The 21,723-nt window shown below is 69.5% G+C and carries 20 protein-coding genes; 8 read left to right on the top strand and 12 right to left on the bottom strand.

All coding sequences use genetic code 11. The annotated features are described in order from the left end of the window. Nucleotides 1-250: 250 nt before the first annotated feature. Complete coding sequence (locus ACWEOZ_RS35585) at nucleotides 251-2,239, top strand: putative bifunctional diguanylate cyclase/phosphodiesterase (protein WP_451915047.1); 1,989 nt, start codon at nucleotides 251-253, stop codon at nucleotides 2,237-2,239. Nucleotides 2,240-2,618: 379 nt separating this feature from the next. On the opposite strand, the gene ACWEOZ_RS35580 is transcribed toward ACWEOZ_RS35585, so the two are convergent. From ACWEOZ_RS35580 to ACWEOZ_RS35565, 4 genes are all read right to left on the bottom strand, one after another. Continuing rightward, a complete protein-coding gene (locus ACWEOZ_RS35580; protein WP_451915046.1) occupies nucleotides 2,619-3,449 on the bottom strand; it encodes a COG4705 family protein in 831 nt (276 codons plus the stop codon). 431 nt (nucleotides 3,450-3,880) lie between these two features. Next, entirely contained in the window at nucleotides 3,881-4,420 is a 540-nt protein-coding gene (locus ACWEOZ_RS35575) for a NifU family protein (RefSeq protein ID WP_451915045.1), read from the bottom strand. Between the two features lie 3 nt (nucleotides 4,421-4,423). Next, complete coding sequence (feoB, locus tag ACWEOZ_RS35570) at nucleotides 4,424-6,376, bottom strand: ferrous iron transporter B (protein WP_451915044.1); 1,953 nt, start codon at nucleotides 6,374-6,376, stop codon at nucleotides 4,424-4,426. Then, entirely contained in the window at nucleotides 6,373-6,636 is a 264-nt protein-coding gene (locus ACWEOZ_RS35565) for a FeoA family protein (RefSeq protein WP_451915056.1), read from the bottom strand. The genes feoB and ACWEOZ_RS35565 overlap by 4 nt, the downstream gene beginning before the upstream one ends. Nucleotides 6,637-7,232: 596 nt before the next feature. Here ACWEOZ_RS35565 and ACWEOZ_RS35560 point away from each other — a divergent pair. Then, a complete protein-coding gene (locus ACWEOZ_RS35560; protein ID WP_451915043.1) occupies nucleotides 7,233-8,516 on the top strand; it encodes a COG4705 family protein in 1,284 nt (427 codons plus the stop codon). Nucleotides 8,517-8,711: 195 nt separating this feature from the next. Here ACWEOZ_RS35560 and ACWEOZ_RS35555 read toward each other — a convergent pair whose 3' ends face one another. Further along, nucleotides 8,712-9,458, bottom strand: coding sequence for an ABC transporter permease (locus ACWEOZ_RS35555; protein ID WP_451915042.1), 747 nt, complete (start codon nucleotides 9,456-9,458; stop codon nucleotides 8,712-8,714). A gap of 322 nt (nucleotides 9,459-9,780) precedes the next feature. On the opposite strand from ACWEOZ_RS35555, the gene ACWEOZ_RS35550 reads away from it, so the two are divergent. After that, nucleotides 9,781-10,512: an FTR1 family iron permease gene (locus tag ACWEOZ_RS35550; protein WP_451915055.1), complete on the top strand. Its 732-nt coding sequence runs from the start codon at nucleotides 9,781-9,783 to the stop codon at nucleotides 10,510-10,512. Here the strand turns inward: ACWEOZ_RS35550 and ACWEOZ_RS35545 are convergent. Continuing rightward, entirely contained in the window at nucleotides 10,429-11,103 is a 675-nt protein-coding gene (locus tag ACWEOZ_RS35545) for a phosphatase PAP2 family protein (protein ID WP_451915041.1), read from the bottom strand. The two genes, ACWEOZ_RS35550 and ACWEOZ_RS35545, sit on opposite strands and share 84 nt — an antisense overlap. Nucleotides 11,104-11,173: 70 nt before the next feature. On the opposite strand from ACWEOZ_RS35545, the gene ACWEOZ_RS35540 reads away from it, so the two are divergent. Both ACWEOZ_RS35540 and ACWEOZ_RS35535 read left to right on the top strand, forming a co-directional pair. After that, on the top strand, nucleotides 11,174-11,533 hold the full coding sequence (locus ACWEOZ_RS35540; protein WP_451915040.1) for a BlaI/MecI/CopY family transcriptional regulator: 360 nt from the start codon (nucleotides 11,174-11,176) through the stop codon (nucleotides 11,531-11,533). Continuing rightward, complete coding sequence (locus tag ACWEOZ_RS35535; RefSeq protein WP_451915039.1) at nucleotides 11,530-12,411, top strand: M48 family metalloprotease; 882 nt, start codon at nucleotides 11,530-11,532, stop codon at nucleotides 12,409-12,411. The genes ACWEOZ_RS35540 and ACWEOZ_RS35535 overlap by 4 nt, the downstream gene beginning before the upstream one ends. Nucleotides 12,412-12,419: 8 nt before the next feature. Here ACWEOZ_RS35535 and ACWEOZ_RS35530 read toward each other — a convergent pair whose 3' ends face one another. The 3 genes from ACWEOZ_RS35530 to ACWEOZ_RS35520 form a co-directional block, all read right to left on the bottom strand. Then, nucleotides 12,420-13,259 (bottom strand): alkaline phosphatase family protein, encoded by an 840-nt coding sequence (locus ACWEOZ_RS35530; protein WP_451915038.1) that lies wholly within the window; start codon nucleotides 13,257-13,259, stop codon nucleotides 12,420-12,422. Nucleotides 13,260-13,375: 116 nt separating this feature from the next. After that, nucleotides 13,376-14,005 (bottom strand): DedA family protein, encoded by a 630-nt coding sequence (locus tag ACWEOZ_RS35525; RefSeq protein WP_451915037.1) that lies wholly within the window; start codon nucleotides 14,003-14,005, stop codon nucleotides 13,376-13,378. A gap of 451 nt (nucleotides 14,006-14,456) precedes the next feature. Further along, on the bottom strand, nucleotides 14,457-15,854 hold the full coding sequence (locus ACWEOZ_RS35520) for a sensor histidine kinase (protein WP_451915036.1): 1,398 nt from the start codon (nucleotides 15,852-15,854) through the stop codon (nucleotides 14,457-14,459). Between the two features lie 112 nt (nucleotides 15,855-15,966). Here ACWEOZ_RS35520 and ACWEOZ_RS35515 point away from each other — a divergent pair, with 112 nt between their 5' ends. From ACWEOZ_RS35515 to ACWEOZ_RS35505, 3 genes are all read left to right on the top strand, one after another. Beyond that, the gene (locus tag ACWEOZ_RS35515) at nucleotides 15,967-16,641 is read left to right on the top strand and encodes an HAD-IB family phosphatase (RefSeq protein ID WP_451915035.1); all 675 of its coding nucleotides are present in this window, start codon (nucleotides 15,967-15,969) and stop codon (nucleotides 16,639-16,641) included. A gap of 74 nt (nucleotides 16,642-16,715) precedes the next feature. After that, nucleotides 16,716-17,402 (top strand): response regulator transcription factor, encoded by a 687-nt coding sequence (locus ACWEOZ_RS35510; RefSeq protein WP_451915034.1) that lies wholly within the window; start codon nucleotides 16,716-16,718, stop codon nucleotides 17,400-17,402. Between the two features lie 526 nt (nucleotides 17,403-17,928). Then, nucleotides 17,929-18,183 (top strand): hypothetical protein, encoded by a 255-nt coding sequence (locus ACWEOZ_RS35505; RefSeq protein ID WP_451915033.1) that lies wholly within the window; start codon nucleotides 17,929-17,931, stop codon nucleotides 18,181-18,183. Nucleotides 18,184-18,252: 69 nt separating this feature from the next. Here ACWEOZ_RS35505 and ACWEOZ_RS35500 read toward each other — a convergent pair whose 3' ends face one another. The 3 genes from ACWEOZ_RS35500 to ACWEOZ_RS35490 form a co-directional block, all read right to left on the bottom strand. Further along, a complete protein-coding gene (locus tag ACWEOZ_RS35500; RefSeq protein ID WP_451915032.1) occupies nucleotides 18,253-19,209 on the bottom strand; it encodes an undecaprenyl-diphosphate phosphatase in 957 nt (318 codons plus the stop codon). A gap of 127 nt (nucleotides 19,210-19,336) precedes the next feature. Next, nucleotides 19,337-19,459 carry a hypothetical protein gene (locus ACWEOZ_RS35495; RefSeq protein WP_451915031.1) on the bottom strand — a complete coding sequence of 41 codons (123 nt, stop codon included), beginning with the start codon at nucleotides 19,457-19,459 and terminating at the stop codon, nucleotides 19,337-19,339. Between the two features lie 563 nt (nucleotides 19,460-20,022). Then, nucleotides 20,023-21,636, bottom strand: coding sequence for a methyl-accepting chemotaxis protein (locus tag ACWEOZ_RS35490; RefSeq protein WP_451915030.1), 1,614 nt, complete (start codon nucleotides 21,634-21,636; stop codon nucleotides 20,023-20,025). Nucleotides 21,637-21,723: the final 87 nt, after the last annotated feature.

The raw sequence follows: 21,723 nt of genomic DNA, 5'->3' as shown, positions 1-21,723 counted from the left end.
CACCAGATACGACAAGCTGGCCGTGCGCTACGAAGCCACCCTCACCGTCGCCGCCATCAACCAATGGCTCAAAGCTTTATGAAACGCGACCTAGTTCCGCGATCAGTTATTGCCGCTGTCGACCGAGGCGCCCGTGCACTGTGCTACTCCCATCGAGCGGGTGAGGGGTTGACGAGGCCCGTGAAGAACGGTCAGATCGGTGCCCGAGTTGCCGATGAATAGAGGCATAGTGTGCGATCGGCAGACAGTCATGGGGGTTACCGGAGTGGGTCGGTCACAACGGACTCGACGTGTCGCGGCGATCGGTCTTGCAGTCGTTCTGCTCGCCCTGACCGCGCTCAGCGTGCTTGGCGCCGCCAGTACCCGCGGCTCGGCGCAGACGGCGAGCCGGTCGGCGATGCTCGCCGAGGCGTACAACCGGGCGTTCAACGCTGTCGCGGCGGAGGAATCGCTGGAGCGCAAGTACCGCCTGGAACCGGGCGCCGAAGTACGGGAGCGCCACCGCCAGGCCGGCGACGACCTGCACCGGGCGCTCAACGACGTCTACAGGCGTGGCACCACCGATGACCGCGCGCTGGTGACGTCCCTGCGGTCGCTGCACGCGGGCTATGTCACCGCCATCGCGCGGATGTTCGCCGCTGTGGACGCCGGTGACCCGGTCACCGTGCTGCGGATCGACAACGACGAAGTGGATCCGGCTTTCGCGCGTATCAGTGATCTGGTGCAGGACGCGACCGACGCGCACGTGCGCGCGGCGCAGCAGACATTGCGACAGCTGCACCGGGTGGAAAGCATCGTGTTCGCGACCACCATTGCCGGTTTCGCGGTGGGGCTGGCGCTGCTTGCTGCTTTCACTGCCGTGACCGTGGGCTATCAGCGTGCGCTGCTGCGGCAGTCCGCCGACAGCCGGCACCGCGCGCTGCACGACGAGCTGACCGGGCTGGCCAACCGGGTTCTGCTCGGTGAGCGACTGGCCGACGCCGTGCGCGCCACCAGCGACGTCGCCGTTCTGGTCCTGGACCTCGATCGGTTCAAAGAAGTCAATGACACGCTCGGGCACTCCTACGGCGACGATCTCCTGCGTCAGGTCGCGCAGCGGATCCTGGCCACCGTCCGGACCGGCGACACGGTCGCCCGGCTGTCCGGCGACGAATTCGCTGTTCTGCTGCCCGGCATCAGCGCGCCGGAGGCGCTCGCCCTGGCCGACCGGCTGACCAAGGAGCTACACCACAGCTTCGTGATCGGCGGCGTCACCGTCGACGTGGAAACCAGCATCGGCGTGGCCTGCGCGGCCGAACCGGAAGCCGTCGATGCGCTGCTGAGAAACGCTGACATCGCCAGGTACGCGGCCAAAGAAGCCAAAACCGGAGCGGTGCTGCACTCCCCCGACATGCACACCGGCGATGCCAGCCGCCTACAACTGCTGGGCGACCTGCGTCGCGCGCTCGACGCCACCGACCAACTCGAACTGCATTATCAGCCCAAGATCAACCTGGCGTCCGGCGCGATCTGCGGAGTGGAGGCGCTGCTGCGCTGGCACCATCCCGTGCGGGGAGCGGTCTCACCCGCCGAATTCATCCCGATTGCCGAGACGACCGGCTTGATCAACAGGCTCACCGTGAGCGTTCTCCGTCACGCGATCCGGCAGGGCCGGGACTGGCTCGATGAGGGTCGTCCCATCGCGATCGCCGTCAACCTGTCCCCCCGCTGCCTGCTCGACCCCATGTTGGTGGAGCAGATCACCGATCTCCTGCACGACTTCCGGCTACCCGCCACGCTGCTGCGCCTCGAGGTCACCGAGACGGCGGTCATGGCCAAGCCGGCTCTCGCCTTGAATACCCTTACCCGACTGCACGAGCTCGGCATCAAGTTGTCCATCGACGACTTCGGCACCGGGTACTCGTCCATGGCGTACCTCAAGCGTCTGCCGATCGACGAACTGAAGGTCGACCGCACCTTTGTCATGGGCATGGACGGAGACCCTAACGACGCCGCGCTCGTGCGGGCGGCCATCGATCTGGGTCACAACCTGGGCCTGACCGTGGTCGCCGAAGGCGTCGAGACCGCCGCCCACGTCGCCGCCCTGCGCAAGCTCGGGTGCGACGTTGCCCAGGGCTATCACTACGCTCGCCCGATGCCCCCCGCCGCATTCACCGACTGGTGCCGCAGCGAACCAAACGGCCGGCCATCGACGTCATGGCACGACGATTCCTCGCACCCGCGCCTACTGTCCACCTGAACCGTGGTCGGTACCGCGGGAAGCGGCACCGGCTCAAGGCGGAAAGCCTGGACGACCGGGTTGCGGCCAGCGGCCTGCCCCATCTGCCCGAAGGCGCCGTCGTTCGGCGGTCGCCGGCGGCCAGGTGACGCACGGCCGCGTCGACGGCGTCGAACACCGTTGAAGGGTCCACCCCGGCGGCGACCAACCGACCGCTCAGGTCGACGCGGCCACGGCCAGCAAATCCGGCTCACCGGATCTCGATGCCGCCTCGGCGGCCCAACGCGTACTCGGCGCCCTGCTTGTCGTCCGCGACGAGCTGGGCGGTGGGAGCCAGAGCCCGGCCGCCTCCCAGTCAGGAGCGGCGCGATAGGCATTCCCGACGTGCTCACCCGGGCTATCAGTGCGGTCGGACAGCGGGGCGCTGACGCCGGATGGCGAGCAACGCGATGATGGCGGCGAGCAGCACGGCGGAGGCGGCGTAGCGATCCAGGTCGAGGCCGCCTTTGGCGATGGGCTTGTCGAGGAAGTCGCCGACGACGGCGCCCAGCGGCCGGGTCAGGACGAAGGCCGCCCAGAACAGCAGCGTGTGTGAAAGGCGGGTCCAGCGGTACGCGGCGGCGATCATCGCCAGCAGCGCGGTGAACAGCAGGGCGCCGCCGGTGTACTCGAGGCCGATCGTGTCGGCGGTCCAGTCGCCCAGCGCAGTGCCCAGCGTCTGCGAGAACAAGATGGTCAGCCAGTAGAACCCTTCCGTACGCGGGTTCTGAACGCTGGTCACCGCGATCGTTCCGGTCGCTTTGTGCCACAGGCCGAAAGAGACGAGCAGGCAGATGATCAAGATGGTGGTGCCGCCCGGGTAGCCGACGCCCAGGTCCCGGTCGACGTAGTCGGCGATCGTGGTGCCCAGTGTCGTCGTCGCGATGATCGTGAACCAGTAGACCCACTGGTTGAACCGCACGGCCCGGATCTGCAGGATCACCGCGGCCACGAAGACGACCGCGAAGATCGCGGTGCTGGTCAGGTAGCCCAGGCCCATCGACATGGACAGCGAATCGCCACCGGTCTCGCCCAACGTGGTGGCGATAATTTTGACCACCCAGAAGCCGAGGGTGACAGCCGGTACCTTCGCGATGAAGTCGCGTAGCTGCTCGGTCGAACCACCGGCCGGCAGGTCCCCCGCCGGCAGATCCGTCCACGCGTTCTCCATGGGCATCCGTGGCTGAGGCATGAGTGAAACCCCGTTCTGGTCATGGTCCTGGGTAGGGACAAAGCATTACCAAACGGTACACCTACATCATGTCGGAGGACGCCCGGCACGCAAAGCGAGGCGACGCCGCAAGAATTTGCTGGTCGGTCCGAGCAGGCGGCTGTTGGCCATCACCCGATCGTGGCGTGGAGCGGCGGTCGAGCGTGTCGACATCCAGAGACGTTGCCCTCTCGCGCCCCGGTCGGCCGACCGGGTGCTGACGGTGCGGAAGACCTCGGCCCGCAACGCGCCTGGGCGCAGAAGGACACGCCGATCGAGACCGCAGATGAGCCGATCGAGCGAGGTTCGTTGTGGCGTCCGGTCGTCGCAGCCGAATTCGTTGAGCCGGTCCCAGGTCTTCGGTGATTCGACGCCCTCGGCGACGGTGCCGAGCCCCAGGTCGCGGGCAAGCTTCAGGCTGCGGGCCCACCGGCCTCGACGACCGCACGCAGACCGGAATGACGCCGGCGGAGTTGGTCCTCCAGGCGCTTTCGTAGGGTGTGACGCGCGGCTGGGCAGCCGTGACAGGCACCGGCCAATTGGACGGTGACGATTCCGTCCTGAGCACCGACCAGTTCGATCCTGCCCCCGTGCGACTGAGCGAACTGGCCGACCGGGCCGTCGAGCAACGCGGCGGCGGCGACGCGCAGCGCCTCGTCGTCCGCCCGTTGCGGGTTACCCGCCGGCACCCATCGAGTCGGTTCGTCGAGCGCAGCGTGCAGCGCCGACCGGACCCGGGCGCCGGCGCGTACCCGGTCCCGCCCGGCGCCGAACACGGTCACGACGGCGTCCGGCTCGACGCGAACCTGCTCGAGCGTTCCGTCGTCCAGCAGGGCGGCCATGGGCGCGGGCACTGCCGCCGGTATGCCGGAGAAGGGCAACAGGCCGGTGGGGATGATCCAGCGGAGCTGATCGGGCTGTCCCGCGCAGGCTTGCGGGTGGATCGGGATCACCGCTCACCCGACCAGGAGAGCGGTGATCGTTCGCGCCAGGAAGGCCATGCCCCAGGCGAGCGCGGTGAGATAGGTGAACGCGATCGCCGGCCATTTCCAGCTGCCGGTCTCTCGGCGGATGACCCCGACGGTGGCCATGCATTGCAGGGCGAACGCGAAGTAGACCAGCAGTGCGGCGATGGTGGGGGCGGTGAAGATCGGTTGCCCGGCGCGCGGTCCGTCGGTGTAGGTCATCGACTGCAGCGCCTGCGCCGGATCGTCGGGGTTCTCGGCGGCGGCCACCTGGCCCAGGGTGGCCACGAACGTCTCCCGCGCGGACTGGGCGGACAGGATGCCGATGTTGATCCGCCAGTCGAATCCGAGCGGTTCGAAGACCGGCGAGACGAGCCGGCCGATGTCGGCGGCGACGCTGTGGTCGGCGACGTATGCCGACACCGCCGTGCGGTCGCCGGGGTCGATGCCGTGCGAGCGGAGGTCGGCGGCCGAGTGCAGGGGCAGGTTGAGCAGCAGCCACAGGGCGATCGTGGTCACGGCGATGATGGTCGAGCACTTGCGGAGGAACGACCTCGCCGAGTCCCATACGGCGACCAGCAGTGACCGGACCGAGGGCAGCCGATACGGCGGCATCTCCATGTAGAACGGCATCATCGCCCCGCTACGGTCGCCGATCTTCTTGAAGACCCAGGCAGCCACCATCGCCGACACGGCGCCGAGCAGGTACAGGCCGAACATGATCAAGCCTTGGGCGCCGAACGGGCCGACGTGGGCCTGGGGACTCACCAGCAGTCCGATCAGCAGCACATACACCGGCAGGCGCGCCGAGCAGGTCATCAGCGGCGCCGCCATCATCGTGGCCAGCCGGTCCTTCGCCGACGGCAGCGTGCGGGTGGCCATGATGCCGGGGATCGCGCAAGCGAACGATGACAGCAGCGCGACGAAAGCCCGTCCTTCCAGGCCGGCGCGTGCCATCACCCGGTCCATCAGGAACGCGGCCCGCGACATGTAACCGACACCCTCGAGGAGGGCGAGCAGCAGGAAGAGCAGCATGATCTGGGGCACGAACGCCAGCACCGCGCCGACACCGCCGATGACCGCCTCGCCGAGCAGGCCCGCCAGCCATGGATTGCCCACGTGCACGGCGACCTGGCCGGAGGCCCAGCTGAAGAAGGACTCGACGTAGCCCTGCAGAGGCGCGGCGAGTCTGAACACCGTCTGGAAGAACAGCACCATGACGGCGAGGAACACGGCCGTTCCCCACACCGGGTGCAGCAGGACGGCATCGACGCGCTGCGTGAGCCGGTGCCGATCAGCGCCCCGATAGGCGGCGAAGGTCAGCACGGACTCCGCCCAGGCGTCCAGTTCCGCACTATCGGTCGGTGGTGGCAGCGCTGGCGCCGACCACGACCGCCACCGGCTGATCTGCTCGCGCAGCCGGTCGATGCCCGTGCGCCGGTTGCCGATCACCCGCACCACCGGTACGCCCAGCGCCTGTTCGAGCGCCTCCAGGTCGACATGCCCGGAACGGGCGGCGAGCTCGTCGGTGAACGTCACCACGACGCACGTCGGCAGACCCCGTACGAGCAGGCTCGCGAGGAACCGCAGCGAGCGTCGCAGGGTCGTGGCGTCGAGAACCACGAGCAGCGCGTCCGGCGCTGGTTCACCGTCGAGCCGGCCGTCGACGACATCGACCATGACGCGCTCGTCAGGGCTGATCGGCTCCATGCTGTACGTGCCGGGCAGATCCTCGACCAGGTAACGCTGCTCACCGATGCGGGCGGTGCCGACGAAGCGGGACACGGTCACGCCGGGATAGTTCCCGGTCTTCGCGTGCAGCCCGGTCAGCGCGTTGAAGATGCTGGTCTTTCCCGCATTCGGGCTTCCAGCCAGAGCCAGCCGCGGCAACGCCGTGCCGACCGCCGCCTCCTCGCCCCCGCTGTGACAACCGGCAGCAGTCATTCCCCGAGCTCCTGCACCAACACGCATACCGACTGCGCCCGGCGCAGGCAAAGCTCATAGTCCTTGACCCAGTAGATGACCGGGTCCCGCAACGGCGCCCGGCGCACGACCTCGACCACCGTTCCTGCCGTGAACCCAAGGTCCTCGAGACGACGGGCCGTCGTCGGCGATGCCTCGGGGCTGACGCTGACCACCCTGGCACGACATCCAGGACGAAGCTCACACAGCGGTACAACGGGACGCCGCGCCTCGGACGACACCGCGGTGGCGTTGCTGACTGGTGTCGGCAGACTCGCCGGGAGAATTCGTGGTACCACCGGACCACCATAAGGTAAGGCTCGCTTTACCAGCCACTTCCGTGGTCCGCGGTCACACCGGGTCCCGTCGGCGGAGAGCACAGCAGCGCGACGGCACCGCGACGGGCACTGAGCGCGCGCCGCCTGTTCGCGGATCTGCTTCCCATGCCCGGCCGAACGACGGCTGGACAACTCGGGGAGTCGGATTCGTGCGGCGTTCCAGGCTTGAACCAACCCGACAAGCGGTACGCGGCAGGCCCTGCGGGGTTGTGGTGGGGGCTGATGAGGTGACGCGGCGAGTCATCGCAACCCGGCGGCCGCCGTCGAGGCCAAGGCCGGCCGTACACGAGCACCGTCCGCTGTCGGAACATCCTCGTAGCGCCGGGGAAGCAGGCAGCCGCAGCTGAAGGAGACCTGAACGCTTGGGTCTGCACATAAGCAGGCAATTGTCGCGAACCCTCTGCCTACACTTTTTCAGCGTCGTCTCAGCGTTTTGTGGCCATCGTGCTGATCATCACGGCCGCAGTCGCATCGGCCGCCGCCCGCTGAGAAGGGGAACCATGGCGTATTCCACCAGTCAGGCACCGCGTACGCGTGATTGGCTGACCAAAGTCCCGGCGATCACCGCCACGTTCTGGGTCATCAAGGTGCTGTCGACGACCATCGGCGAGACCTTCGCCGACTACCTCGCCGTGAATGTGGGCCTTGGTCCGTTGGTCACCGACGCCCTGATGATCACCGTGCTCGCCGTCGCGCTCGTCATTCAACTGCGGACGCGTCAGTACACGCCCTGGATCTACTGGCTGTGCGTGGTGCTGGTCAGCATCGTCGGCACCCAGATCACCGACTTCTTCACCGACACCCTCGGCGTCAGCCTCTATCTGAGCACCGCGGTGTTCGCGGTGATCCTGGTCGCCGTCTTCATCCTCTGGTACCGCCAGGAGCGCACGCTCGCGATCACCTCGATCGACACACCGCGCCGCGAGGGCTTCTACTGGGGCGCGATCCTGACCACCTTCGCGCTCGGCACCGCCGCCGGCGACCTGGCCACCGAAGCGCTCAGCCTCGGCTTCCGCAACGGCACACTGATCTTCGGCGGCCTGATCCTGCTCACCTGGATCGCCTTCAAGGCCGGCGCCGGGCAGGTGCTGACCTTCTGGATCGCCTACATCCTCACCCGTCCGCTCGGCGCGTCGCTGGGCGACCTGCTCACCCAGTCCAAGGATTTCGGCGGCCTCGACCTCGGCCCCAGTACAACGAGCTTGCTGTTCTTCGTCGTCATCCTGGGGCTGGTCGCCCGGGAGCAGATCCTGGCCAACCGGCACGGGGTGGCCGTCAAGGGCGACGGCCCGGTCGGCGGCCGCCGCGCCGACTTGGCGTGGGCCGTCGCGGGCGCCGTCGTGATCGCCGCCGTCGGCGTGGGCCTGAGCAGCCTGCACACCAGCCCGAACAGCGCCGACACGGTTGCCGTCGCCGATCAGCCTGCCGAGCAGCCCGGCAGCACCGCCCCCGGCGCCGGTCCGGCCGCCCCGGTCGCCCGGCAGCCGCATCCGACGACCCGTCTGGGCAACCTGAGCGCCTACGCCACGATCACCACCGACATGCAGACCATGGTCGCCCACAACGACCTGGCCGGCGCCAAGAAGCGGGCCAAGGACCTCGAGGTGAGCTGGGACGACGCCGAAGCCGGCCTCAAGCCCCGCGACTCGGGCAAGTGGCACCAGCTCGACGACGAAATCGACGCCGTCCTGAATTCGGTGCGCGCGGGCAACTCGGACCGGGCCGGCTGCGCAGCCGCCCTCAAAGCTCTCGAGGCCACCCTCGACCAGTTCGACGGCGTCTGAGTCGTCCACTACAACGGGTCATCACCCACCGGCTCGCCGGCGGGCCGAGTCTTGCGTCACGGCGCGGATCCGGTCACGGCCCGCTGCTCTGATTGCCACGATGGGCCGGGGTCCCGCCGGCCCAGACGGTGCCGCCGGGTCATTTCCCGCACACTCGACGGCGCGCCGCCCGGGTCGCCTGATCGCCGAATGGGGTCAGGCGACCCGGCGCAGCGTGCCGGTCGCGACCAGTTCGACAGTCACCGCGACCGCGATCGCCTCCACCGCCAGCAACGCGATCAGCACGAGCAGCTGGGTGGCGCCCGCCTGCACCGGCGTACCGCCGCCGAGCAGCACCCCGACGAACGCGCCGGGCAGGGTGACCAGGCCGACCGTCCGGGTCTGGTCCAGCGCGGGGACCAGCGCCTGCCCCGCGGTGGGACGGCACACCTCGAGCGCGGCGTCGCGGGGCAGGAAGCCCAGAGCAAGGGCGGCCTCGTACTCGCCGTGGCGGGTGCGCAGCTCGTCGAGCGCCCGGCGGCCGGCCAGGGAGGTGGCGGTCATCGCCCCGCCGATCAGAATGCCGGCGATCGGCAGCACCGCGACGGTGGTCCACGGCATGGTGTGCGCCGCCACGATCCCAGCGCCGACGGGCAGCGCGCCGACGGCGATCGGGGCCACCACCGGCCAGCCCATGCGCAGTGTGGTGACCCGGCGCGCGGAGGTGATCGTGGCGACGCCGAGCATCACCACGATGAACGCCGCAGTCGCCCACCACGAGCGCAGCACCGCGGCGATCAGCAGCGACACCACGCCGAGCTGGACGACGGCCCGGACCGCCGCCGCGACCACGGCCCGGCTCACACCCAGCCGGCCGACCAGGGCGGCCACCGTCGCCAGCCCGGCCAGGCCGGCCAGCGCCACGGCGAAGCCGGGCCCGACGGCGATCGCGCTCTGACCCACGGCCGCCTCCATCCCCGGCTTGCCATCTCCCACAACCTGTAGGAGCTTAGCGAAAGTTAGGTACGGCTAAATATCAAGGGGTACGCGTGTGAGCACCGCCTTCTTCGCCAGCTATCTGATCGGGCTCCGAGACGGCCTCGAAGCCGCACTGGTCGTCACAATCCTGCTCACCGTGGTCAGCCGCTCCTAGCGCCGGGACGCCCTGGCCCCGCTGTGGACCGGCGTCGGCCTGGCCGTCGTCGCCGCGGCCGGCCTGGGCACCATCCTCACCTACGTCGCCACCACGCCGCTCTCCGGCGTACGCCTGGAGTGATTCGAGGCGATCACCTTGCTGATCGCCGTGGCTCTGGTCTCTTGGATGATCTTCTGGATGCGGCGCAGCGCGCGCACCATCAAGGCCGACCTGACCGGACGGCTCACCGACGCACTGGGCTTGGGCCCGGCCGCGATCGCCGCCCTGGCGTTCGTCGCGGTGATCCGCGAGGGCGTCGAGATGGTCCTGCTGGTTTTCGCCTCCGCGCAGGCCGTCGCGCAGACCGCCGCGCCACTGGCCGGGGTGATCTCCGGGGCGGCCTCGGCGATCCTGCTCGGCTGGCTCATGTACGCCGCAGTCGCCAGGGTGAATCTGGGCCGGTTGTTGACCTGGACCGCGGTGCTGCTGATCCTGGTCGCCGCCGGCATCGCCAAGTACGCCGTGCACGGCCTCCAGACCGCCGGTGCTCTGCCCGGCGGCACCGACCTGGCCTACGACGTGTCCAACACGGTCGAGCCGACCTCCTGGTACGGCACGCTGCTGGCCGCCACGGTCAATCTCACGCCGAGCGCCACCGTGCTCGAGACCGTCACCTGGGTGGCGTACGCGGCAGGGATGTTGATTATGTTCTTCCTGCCGGGCCGACGCTCGCCGGTCACGTCGGCGCTCCGGCGTGAGCGACCGCCCGGAGCCCGCCTGACCGGGGTCGAACCGAGCTCAGTCCGCGGTGACCGGTTTGTCGGGAGCCGGCAACACTCCGAACCCGGCGGCGATCACAGGGACAACTACCGCCACGAGTAGCCAGGCACCCAGCACGTCGGTGGGCCAGTGCACCGTCAGTGCCACCCGGCTGATGCCGACAGCGACCGCCCAAGCGCCCAGGATGCCGGACAGCATCAGCCGGTCGCGGCGCCGGCGCAGCAGAGGCCAGCCGACGATCACGGCGATCAGAGCGGCGGCGGCCGCGGCCGTGCTGTGGCCCGACGGGAAGGACCAGCCCGACGCCGCCGTGAGCCACGCGACCGGCCGTGGACGGGCCACCGCGTTCACGATCATCAGCCGGACCCCGGCCGTCACCAGGGTGGCCACGGCGACGAAACCCGCCTGCCGCCAGCGGCGCCACCGCAGCAGCGCCAGGCACGCCACCGCGGCGACCGGGCCGAGGTACGCCGTGCTGCCCGTCCGGGTGATCGCGGACATGACCCATCGCCAGAGCGGGTGCGCCAGCGCGAACCGATGAGCCGGTCCGCTGATCGCCGCGTCGACCTGCTCCATCGCGCTCACATGGCCCAGCACCGCCACAGTCAGCAGAACGAAGACCAGGGCGGCCAGGGCGGCGACCGCGACCGCGGTTCGGGCGGTGCGGTGCAGTTCGGGCGGGTGAAGAGTCACCCGCCGACGGTATCCCCTACATCCTGTAGGTCTGCTGAACGGATATCCTGGCCCCGGAGGTCTGGACACGATGAATGCACCAGCGGGCCGGCGGGCCCGAGGCTCCTTGGAGTCCGAGGTCATGGGTCTGCTCTGGGGCCACAGCGAACCGATGACGGCGACCGACGTGCACAGCGCGATCGGCGGTGATCTCGCCTACAACACGGTGCAGACCATTCTGATCCGCCTGCACGAGAAGCACCTCGTGCACCGGCGCAAGGCCGGACGCGGGCACTTGTACTGGCCGGTCGAGGACGCCGCCACTACGGCCGCGAAGCGGATGCAGGCCGCGCTCGCTGATCCGGTGGACCGGCAGGCCGTGCTGCAGCAGTTCGCCGCTTCGCTGGACGAGGACGACGCCGCCACGCTGCGCAGGCTGCTGCTGCCGTGAATTTCGCGATCTACCTGCCCCTGCTGCTGGCGTTGCCGCTGACGCTGACTGCCGGGCGGCTCGCGGCCCGCGGCACGCCGGGCCTGATCGCCCGAGGCCTCACCGGATCCGCATTTGTCGCGGCGGCGTCGTCGACCTGGTCACTGGTCCTGCTGGCGCTGACCCTGCTCGACGATCTGCCCCCGCTGGCCGCACTGGACGACCATCCGAGCCTGGAGTTGCCCGAGCCGGTGCCGGGACCGGTCGCGCTGATCGCCGCCCTGTCGCTGGCCTGGGGCGCCTTCCGGCTGGCCCGCGACATCCACCTGCGCACCAGCACCCATCGCCGGCTGAGGGCGGCCGGCACCCCGCAGGACGGCCTGGTGGTGGCCGACTGGTCGGCGCCGCTCGCGGTGGCGGTGCCCGGCCGCCCGGGTCACCTGCTGGTGACCAGCGGCATCCTCCGGCTGCTCGACACCGACGAACGACGAGTGCTGTTCGCCCACGAGCACGCCCATCTGGCCCATCGCCACCACCGCCTCGTCGCCGTGACCGCGGCCGCGGCCGCGCTGAATCCGCTGCTCATTCCGGTCCGCACCGCGGTGGCATACCTGGTCGAGCGCTGGGCCGACGAGGACGCCGCGGCGGTCGTCGGTGACCGCGGGCTGACCGCGAAGGCGGTGGCCCGGGCCGCCCTGGCGACCGTCGACCCAGGCCCGGCGGCCGCCCTGGGCATGCACGGCGGCACCGTCGTGAACCGGGTGCGGGCGCTGATCGCGCCGTCGCCTGCGCCACGGCGCGGGCGACTGCTCGGGCCGACCTTGCTCGCCGTCGGATGCCTGGCCGCCACCGTGGTGGCGACTGTCGAGTTCGTCGCGCTGGCCCGCGCCTGGCTCTGACCCGACGCTCAGCGGGTCATCCACACACCGTGCACCGGAGCCGCGCTCGCGGACCGGCCGGTCGGCCGCAGTCCGTACATGTCCTGAAGGGTGCGCAGCAGACCATAGTGATCGGCGCGGACCGCATACCGGCCGGGCTGGACACCGGCACCGGCCATGATCGTGGCGATGTGGTTACCGCCGGTCTGGTTGTCCTCGTCGAAGGTGAGGATGAACAGGCTGTTGTGGGTCTTCGCCCAGGCGACGTATCCGGCGAACTGTCTGCGCAGCCAGGCGTCGGCGTCGGCCTTGGGACAGTCGTGCATGTCGTGACAGAGGTTCGGGATGACGAACGCCAGCGTCGGCAACTTGCGGTAGTCGTGCGGAAAGGCCGTGTACGGCTGGTGCGCACTCGCCGGGACGTTGCTGAAGTTCACCCACGGTACGTGCCGGCGCACGTATCGGCCATGCGAGCAACCACGCCAGCCGGCGCTCGGCAGGCCCTCGGAAAAGCCGGTGAAGGTGAAGCCGGCGTCGATCAACTGCCGGCCCAGGTTCGGGCGCGCGCCGATGTTGTGCGGGCACTTGTTGTCCCGCACGCCCTGCGTCGAGCCGGAGAACAACGCCAGATAATTGGGCTGACTGGGATGCGTCTCGGCATAGAAGCGGGTGAGGTTGGCGCCGCCCGCGGCCAGTGCGTTGACCCATGGGACCTTCGCGTCACCGATCACCGCGTCGTACCGCTTGTTCTCCAGCACCACGACCACGACGTGGTCCGGCTTGGCCGCGGCGCTCAGGGCCGCCACCGGACGGGTCTGCAACTCGCGTTCGGCCGCAACCATGCCGCCGAGCAGCATGGTTGCGGCCACGGCCGCGCCTGTTCGTCTGAGCCGGACCATGGCGCTCCTCGGATCTCGTCCTGAACTTCCTAACTCCTACATTTTGTAGGTTTTAGGCCGATCCGGAGACAGACACGCCGGAGCAGTCAATGCTGGTCGACCCCGGCAGTGCGGGAGCGGCGGCGCGCCCGCAACAGCTCGACGGCCACCGGGACGACCGACACCACGACGATGCCGATCAGGATGAACTCGATGTTCGAGCGGACGAAGGCCACCTGGCCCAGGAAGTAGCCCAGGATGGTGACACCGCAAGCCCACAGCGTGCCGCCGAGCACGTTGTAGATCAGAAAAGTCCGGTAGTGCATGCGGCTGGCGCCGGCCACGATCGGCGTAAAGGTACGCACGATCGGCACGAACCGGGCAAGGACGATCGACCGGGCGCCGTAGCGGTCGAAGAAGGCACGGGCGCGGGTCAGGTTCTCCTGCTTGAACAGTTTCGAGTCGGGCCGGCGGAAAAGCGCCGGGCCGAACCGGCGGCCGAACAGGTAGCCGAACTGGTCGCCGAGCACCGCGGCGACCGACACCAGCAGGCAGATCAGCCAAAGCGGCTGGTGCAGGTAAGTGCCGTCAGCGACCAGCAGGCCAGTGGTGAACAGCAGCGAGTCGCCGGGCAGGAAGAAACCGATCAACAGCCCGGACTCGGCGAAGACGATCGCCAGGATGCCGATCAGCCCGAACGTGGAGATCAGATGCTGCGGGTCGAGAAACGACGGCATGAAGGCACGCCTCTCAGATCGACGGACGCTCCGGCTTGCCCGCCTCGGCGGCAGTTAAACCTACAACAAGTAGGACGTGCGTTTGCCGTGACACTAGACCGGCGATCCTGAGAAATCGGTGAGAGCCGCCGCTCGCCCATCGGCCGGGGCGATCCGTCAGGTCTGACCCCGCAGCCGCCGATCTTCGGCCGGAACCAGGCGGGTCAGGCAACCGAGAACGGGGACAGGCAGGCAGGTCGGCTCAGCAGCGGCTGTGGCGGGCGCGCTGAGCGTGGTCCAGCTGCTCGCCGGCGGGTGCGCCGCCTTCTCGGCCCGGTCGCAACCGCCGGCACGGCAACCCGGGCACCGCCGGTGGCCACGACCCCGGCCGTGAAAAGTACCGGCACGGCCTGCAGGAACAGATTGTCGGCGGTTCACCGGGTGTGGTCGAGGCGACCGGCCTTTCCTGTCCTCAGCGACCGCCGGTCATGGCGTCGCGCAGCGGCAGCTTGATCCGCATGACGGCGCCCGCATCGAGATCGTCCACGGTGAGCTCACCACCGTGGGCGGTGACGATGTCGCGGGCGATGGGCAGGCCGAGCCCGGTGCCGCCGCCGGCCCGCGACCGACTGTCGTCCAGGCGCACGAAACGGTCGAAGATCCGCTCCCGGTCGCCGGCGGGGATAGGCGGACCGTCGTTGCCCACGCTCACCTCGGCAAAGCCACCCGCCGCCCGCACTGTCACCGTGACCGTGCCGGTGGCGTGCCGGGCCGCGTTGTCGAGCAGGTTGCGCAGCACCCGCTGCAGCGCGTCGGCGTCGCCCACGACCCGCACCGGCTCGATGGCTGCCTCGACGGTCAACCTCGGGTGCTCCAGGGCGATCCGCTCACGATCGGCGTAGGCCAGGTCATCCAGATCCACGTCCTCGCGGCGTACCCGCAGCCCGGCATCGTCGACCCGGGCCAGCAGAAGCAGGTCCTCGACCAGGCGGGCCATCCGGGCGCTTTCGCGCCGGATCCGGGCCACCGACCGGGCGGGCGCCTCGTCCAGGCCGGCGCCCTCCAGCAGATCGGCGTTGGCCTGCACCGTCGCCAAGGGGCTGCGCAACTCGTGGCTGGCGTCGGCGACGAACCGGCGCTGCGCCGCGGAGGCGGACTCGATCCGGTCCAGCATCGTGTTCATCGTCGTGGCCAGCGCGGCGACCTCGTCGTCCGTAGCCGGCACCGGCAGGCGCGTATGCAGGTTGCGCGAGGTGATCGACGCCGCCTGGGCGCGCATGTCCTCGACCGGGTGCAGGCTACGCCCGACGAAATAGAACGTCGCGGCCCCGACCATGGCCGCGAGCAGCGGCAGACCGACCAGCAGTGCCGCGATGACCGCCTCGGTGCCGTCGTCAACCGTGTCGAGGGACTCGCCGACCAGCACCGTCTGCACGCCCGCCGGGGTCTGCACCCCCACGGCGACGATCCGGAACAATTCATCGTGGGCGAACGCCAGCCGGCGCCGTTCGTGCAGGCGCTGCTCCGCGCGCGGTCGCAGGGTGGAGATCGGGGCCTGCCCGGCAAGCGCGTCGGACGCGGCCGCGACCCCGCCGGCGGCGTCGATGACCTGGACCACCGTACGTTCGCGGGCCGACGGCCGTAACAGCGTGCTCAGGTCGTCACCGCCCCGCAGGGCCCCGACCACCTGCGTGGCCCGGTCAGTGGCGGCCGCGGTGATGTTGTTCAGCAGGACCGTGCGCGCGATGATCAGCAGAACGCCGCCGGACAGCAGCGATGCGACAACCACTACCACCGCGGCGGCCAGGGCCGAACGCAGCCGCACGCCCAGCCGACGCTTGAAGCGCCGCACCACTGCCAGTTCCCGCATGCCGTCACCGTAACGACTGCGGTACTGAAGAGCCGCTGAAAGCGCGGCGTTCAGCCATTCTTCAGCACGGGGCGCGCAGGCTCGCCGGCAGTCCCAGAGGAGGCCGATTGTCGTGAGCACCTATCCACTGACCACCGTCGAGCAGGCGCGCGTGCTGCGGCCCGCCGTCCCCGACCGTCCCGGGCAACGCCGGCACCAGGCAGTAGTCGACTGGAACCTCGACGGTACCCTCACCCACCGCGACACCCTGCTACCGTTCCTGCGCCAGGTCTGCGGGCCGCTACGGGCGACCCGGGCGGTCGCCGCCGCAGCCAGCCGCCGGCTCACCGGCACCGGACACGACGGCGCGAAGGCGCTGCTCCAACAGCTGCCAGGCGGACTCGCGACGGCCGAGGTGGACGCGGGCGCCCAACGATACGCTCACGACCTGCTCACTGAACGCCTGCGCGCGGACTGTCTGCACCGGTGGCAGTGGCACCGGCACCACGGGCACCGGCTGGTGATCGCCTCGTGGTCGCCGGACCCCTACGTGCGGCACCTCGGCAGACTGCTCGGTGCCGACACAGTGACCGGCACGCAGATGGTCTCCGTCAACGGCAGGCTCACCGGCCAAGTCAGCAGAGGCGACTACGCGGCGCCGAAAGGGCCCGGCGAGTGGCGGTCCATCTTGCCGAGCGGCCGGCCAGCCCGCTCTGGGCGTACGGAGATCTGCCCGCTGACCGTGACTTGCTCGACCTTGCCGACATCGCCATCCGGGTACGCCCGCGGCGGCATCTCTACCCGATGATCGACTCTTTGAGCAGCGAGTTCAGCGTATCTTCCGGCGCAACGGTTCAGGCTGACGGGGAACAGGGGGTCGCCATGCGGGTGCTCGTCGTCGAGGACGAGGTGGAGTTGGCCGAAACGATCCGGGACGGGCTGACGGCGGAAGGCTTCACCGTCGATCTGGCCCACAACGGCGTCGACGGGCTGTGGAACGCGACCGAGGCACCGCACGGCGCCTACGACGTGCTGATGCTCGACATCATGCTGCCCGGGCGCAACGGCTATGAGATCTGCCGCGAGCTGCGCACCCGCGGCATCTGGACCCCGGTGCTCATGCTCACCGCCAAGGACGGCGAATACGACCAGGCCGACGCGTTCGACCTCGGCGCCGACGACTACCTGATCAAACCGTTCTCGTTCGTCGTGCTCATCGCCCGGCTGCGCGCCCTGGTACGCCGGGGCGCGCCCGAGCGGCCGGCGGTGCTGCGCGCTGGTGACTTGACGCTCGACCCGTCGGCGCGCCGGGTGGCCCGCGGGGACACTCCGATCGCGGTCACCCCGCGCGAGTTCGCCATGCTCGAGTTCCTGCTGCGTCACCCAGGGCAGGCGATGACCAAGACGGCGATCCTGGAGAACGTCTGGGACGCGCACTTCACCGGCGACCCGAACATCGTCGAGGTATACATCGGCTATCTGCGCAAGAAGATCGACCACCCGTTCGGCCGCGCCGCCATAGAGACCGTCCGCGGCGCCGGCTACCGCCTCGTCCCCGGCGGCGGCTGATCAGCCCGGTTCAGCGTTCTCTTACCAAGATCTTGGCAGTCTCCGCGGATGAACCCAGACACCATCCTCGTGGTGTCGGCGAGCATCGGCGCCGGCCACGACGGCGCGGCCCGCGAGCTAGGCCGCCGCCGCACGGCGAACGGCTTCGCCATCGCCCACCATGACTTCCTCGATCTGCTCAGGCCAGAACCGGGGTTCGGCGTTACGCGGCACGTATGCCCGGCAGTTGCGCTACGCACCGGGCAGCTGGGGCCGGTTCCTGCACGCTGCGGCGACTACGCCGGCCGTACGAGGGTGCCTTGGCCGGCACAGGAGCAGCCTCGACTGCGGGCGGAGCCGGCTCGTCGGCGGTGATGTCGCGCGGCGTCGGGTCTGTCATGGCTGTTTCCGTCCGTGGGTCGGGTTTCCGTATCGGTGCCGGTGTTCCCGGGCAATGACCACGATCGGTCGTACCGACAGAGGCGCTCATAGGTGTTCATGGGTGTTCATGAATTCTGGTGTCGGACACCCGCGGCGAGGCGCACAGGTGGACATCGCCGCCCGCGCGGTCCGGGACGCCGCGCCGCAGAGCCGGGGCCGACAGGCAATCGTGATCGGCGCCGACGAGGTGGAACAGCTGCGGCCCGTCGACCACCTGGTCCGCATTGATCAGGCCGATCCTGACCCTGATCAACGCGTCGCTGCAGCGGCCCGACGCCAGGAGCGCGATCCCGATGACGAACAGGACGACGGAGAAACAAGGGCGACGCGGTCTTCAGCCAGCTTCAGGGCGCGGCGATGACGGTTGTCTTCGCCTTCGCCTTCGCGCTCGCCGGCTGCGCGTCGGACCGGGGCACATCTTGCCGGCCGGTCAGTTGACCGTCGTCCAGACCAGGGCGCCCAGGCCGGCCAAGACGCAGTAGATCGCAAACGGGTTCAGGGTGCGGGTCTGAAAATATCTGGTCAGAAATCGCAAGGATCCGTACGCGGCGAGGCCCGCGACCAGGCTGCCGGCCAGCACCGGGCCGAGAATGCCGTGTCCGGCCGGCCCGGCGAGCTCCGGCATTTTGAGTACGCCGGCCGCAAGAATGACCGGGGTGGCCAGCAGGAACGCGAACCGGGCCGCGTCCTCGTGGGACAGCCCCCGCAGCAGCCCGGCGCCGATGGTGGCGCCGGAGCGGCTGACGCCGGGCAGCAGCGCCAGGACCTGCGCGCTGCCGATCAGCAACGCCTGACCCCAGCTCTGCGCGGCCAGCCGGCTGTCGGCGACGACATCACCATGGCCGGCCGAGAGCCCGCCCTGGCGCGCGGTGGAACTGGCGTAAATACCATCGGATCCGGTCGGCACCGGCACCGCGATCCGAGAGTTGCTCCGGATCTGCTCGACACCGGCCAGGATCAGCCCGTTCAGAATCAGGAACAGGGCCGCCGGCACCGGCTTGCCGAGCGTGGTGCGCACAATGTGCTCGAGAACCAGGCCGGCCAGCCCGACCGGGACGGTGGCGACCGCCAGTAGCCAGCCCAGCCGCTGGTCCGGCGTACTGATCCGACGGTCGCGGATCGACGTGGCCAGCCCTCGGACGATCCGCACCCAGTCGGCGCGGAAGAACCACATCAGCGCGACGGCCGTCGCGACATGCACGGCCACCACAAAAGCAAGGTACGGGGACTGGTCGGCGCTCAAGCTCAGATCACGCGCCCACCGGCCGCCGATGATCGCCGGCAGCAGGACGCTGTGGCCCAGGCTGGATACCGGGAACAGCTCGGTGACGCCCTGCAGCAGACCGATAGTGATCGCCTCGGGGTAGGTCAAGGTGGGGTCGGTCATGAAAGCTCTTCCGGTCGGTGGGCGTGGGCACAGCCTGCGGATCCTGCTACGCGGCCGCTGAAGAACCGCTGAAAGAATCCGCCGCTGGCAGCGCGGACACAGGAAGCACCTCCTGCGCCGACGCCTCTCACCGATCCGATTCGTCCTCGATCGCGACAGCCGTCAGAGTCAGCGGCAGCCATAAGGCCCAGGCCTTCACCTGGAGCACGGCCAAGCCGGCGGCACCGGCTACCGCGATGGCGAGAAGCATTTCGTCAATATCGCGAGATGCACCTGAGGAAACGCTGAAACCGCAGGCCGAAGTGCATCGGAGACCGGCGCCTCAGCAAGTCTTCAGCAGCCGCCCGGTGGGATGCGGCCTCCATGCCGCGAGGGCAGGCCGTGCCTTCACCACCGACGACGCCGCGCTGCCCGGCAGCGGCGTGGCTTGCCCGCCCGGGACCGAGCGTCGGAACCGAGCCGGTGATGCTCACCATCGCCCGGGTCGGCGCTTGATGTCCGGTGCCGAGCCGGCACGAGAGCGCCACTGCGGACGCCGCAACGCGCAGATCTGCCTGCTCGCCTTGCTCCTGTGCACCGGAAGCTCGACCGGCGCGGCTGGGTGCCGTGGATCGGCAACGACCTCGCGGTGTTCCCGCTCAGCCTTCGCCACCTGGGTGGGCACCGTCGATTCGGCCCTGGTGCCGCTCGGCCCCGGTGTTCTGGCTGCACCGATCCCATACCAGTTGGAAGACCTCGGGCGATGGCGCGAAGAGCGCAGAGTGAATGTCGGCGGCGCAACTCTTCCACGTTCGAGTCGCTCAGGGACTGCCGTCAGTAGCGGAAGCCTTGGACCACGGCACGCAGGTCCTCTGACAGCCGGGTGACGGCGGCGATCCGGCCCTGCGACTGAGCGACGTCTGCTTCGGTGTCGCGGGCGGCGTTGGCCACGGTGGTGATCGTTCCCGCGATGCGGGCGCTGGCGTCGGCGGCCTCGGCGACGTTTCGTCCGATCTCGCCCGTGGTCGCGGTCTGCTGCTCGACCGCAGCGGCGATCGCGCTCTGGTGATCGTTCATCTCGTTGATGACCTCGCCGATGCGGCCGATGGCCGTGGCCGCCTCCCGGCTGGTCGACTGGATGGCGCTGATCCTGCGCCCGATGTCCTCGGTCGCAATCGCGGTCTGCTGCGCCAGGTCCTTGACCTCACCGGCCACGACGGCGAAGCCCTTGCCAGCCTCGCCGGCGCGGGCGGCCTCGATCGTGGCGTTGAGCGCCAGCAGATTGGTCTGCGCAGCGATCGAGCTGATCACCTTGAGGACCTGCTCGATATCGGACGAGCTGCGACCCAGTTCCTCGACGGTCGCCGACGTGCCGGTGACGACATTGACGGCGTCGCCGGCCACAAGCGCGGCTTGTTCGGCGCGCCGCGCTATCTCGGTGATCGCCGCGTTCATCTGCGTGGCGCCGGCGGTGACCGTCGAGATGCTCTGCGATGCGCTCCCGGCGTCGCCTGCCACGATGCTGGCCTGCGCCGCGGAGTCACTGACCCGGTGGGCGATCTGCGCGCTGCCGGTCGCTAGCTGGTCAGCTGCCTCGCCGAGGGTACGCGCAGATTCTACGATGGTCTGCACCGTCCGGCTCAGGGCCGAGTTCGCGGCGACGAGCGCTGCGGCCATCTGCCCCACCTCGTCGCGGCTGTGCACCTGCGGATCTCCCGTGAGGTTGCCGGCGGCGAGCTCGGTGAGCACCGCTCGCACCCTGCGCACCGGTCCGACTACTGCTTTGACCACAAGCAGGCCGACGAGTACGGCCGCAGCGATGATGGCGATCGAGATGATCGCCATCACGGTGCGCTGATGCCCCTGCGCGTCGGCGACGGCGGCCTTGGTCTGCTCGGCCGCGGCGGTTTCCGACTCCGCGAGGGTGTCGAGGGCGTCACCGAAGGTCTGGTTCGCGGTGTCGAGTCCAGCGCCCTCAGCCAGCAGAGCCGCGCCGCCCTTTGCGTCCCCGGAGCGCACGAGCGGAATCAGCTGCTTGTCCCGGACGTCTCGCCATTGGGCGAGTCCGGCGTGGGCCCGCGCGATCAGGTCGGCGCGCGTCCGGTCCAGATTGCCGTGGTCGGCCACGTAGGCGGCGATGGCGGCGTCCGCGGCCGCGTCCGTGTCGTGCATCCCGGCGATGACGTCGTCCTGGTCCCTGCCGGGCGGCAGGATGATGACGTCGCGTACCTCCACCCGGGAGTCGCCCTGCATGTCGCGCAAGGTCACCAGGTCGCTCAGCGGCCGGGCCACCTCGTTGTACATGCTGCGGGTGCGGTCTCCCTCGGCCGACAGTGCCGAGAGGCCGGACACAGCGACCACGCCGATGCCGATCGCCGCCAGGACCACCGGTGTGAGCACCTTGACCCGCAGCGGACGGTCAGCCATCCATGTTCGCCATCGCGCCATGGTCGTCCCCTCACTCGTGTCTTTCGAGCCCAGGATCAGACAAGCAGTGCGGAGTCATATCGCCTTCGGCGATACTCCTGCGATCGA

Source organism: Actinoplanes sp. NPDC004185, assembly GCF_053603475.1.
This window is presented reverse-complemented; position numbering and strand designations above follow the sequence as displayed.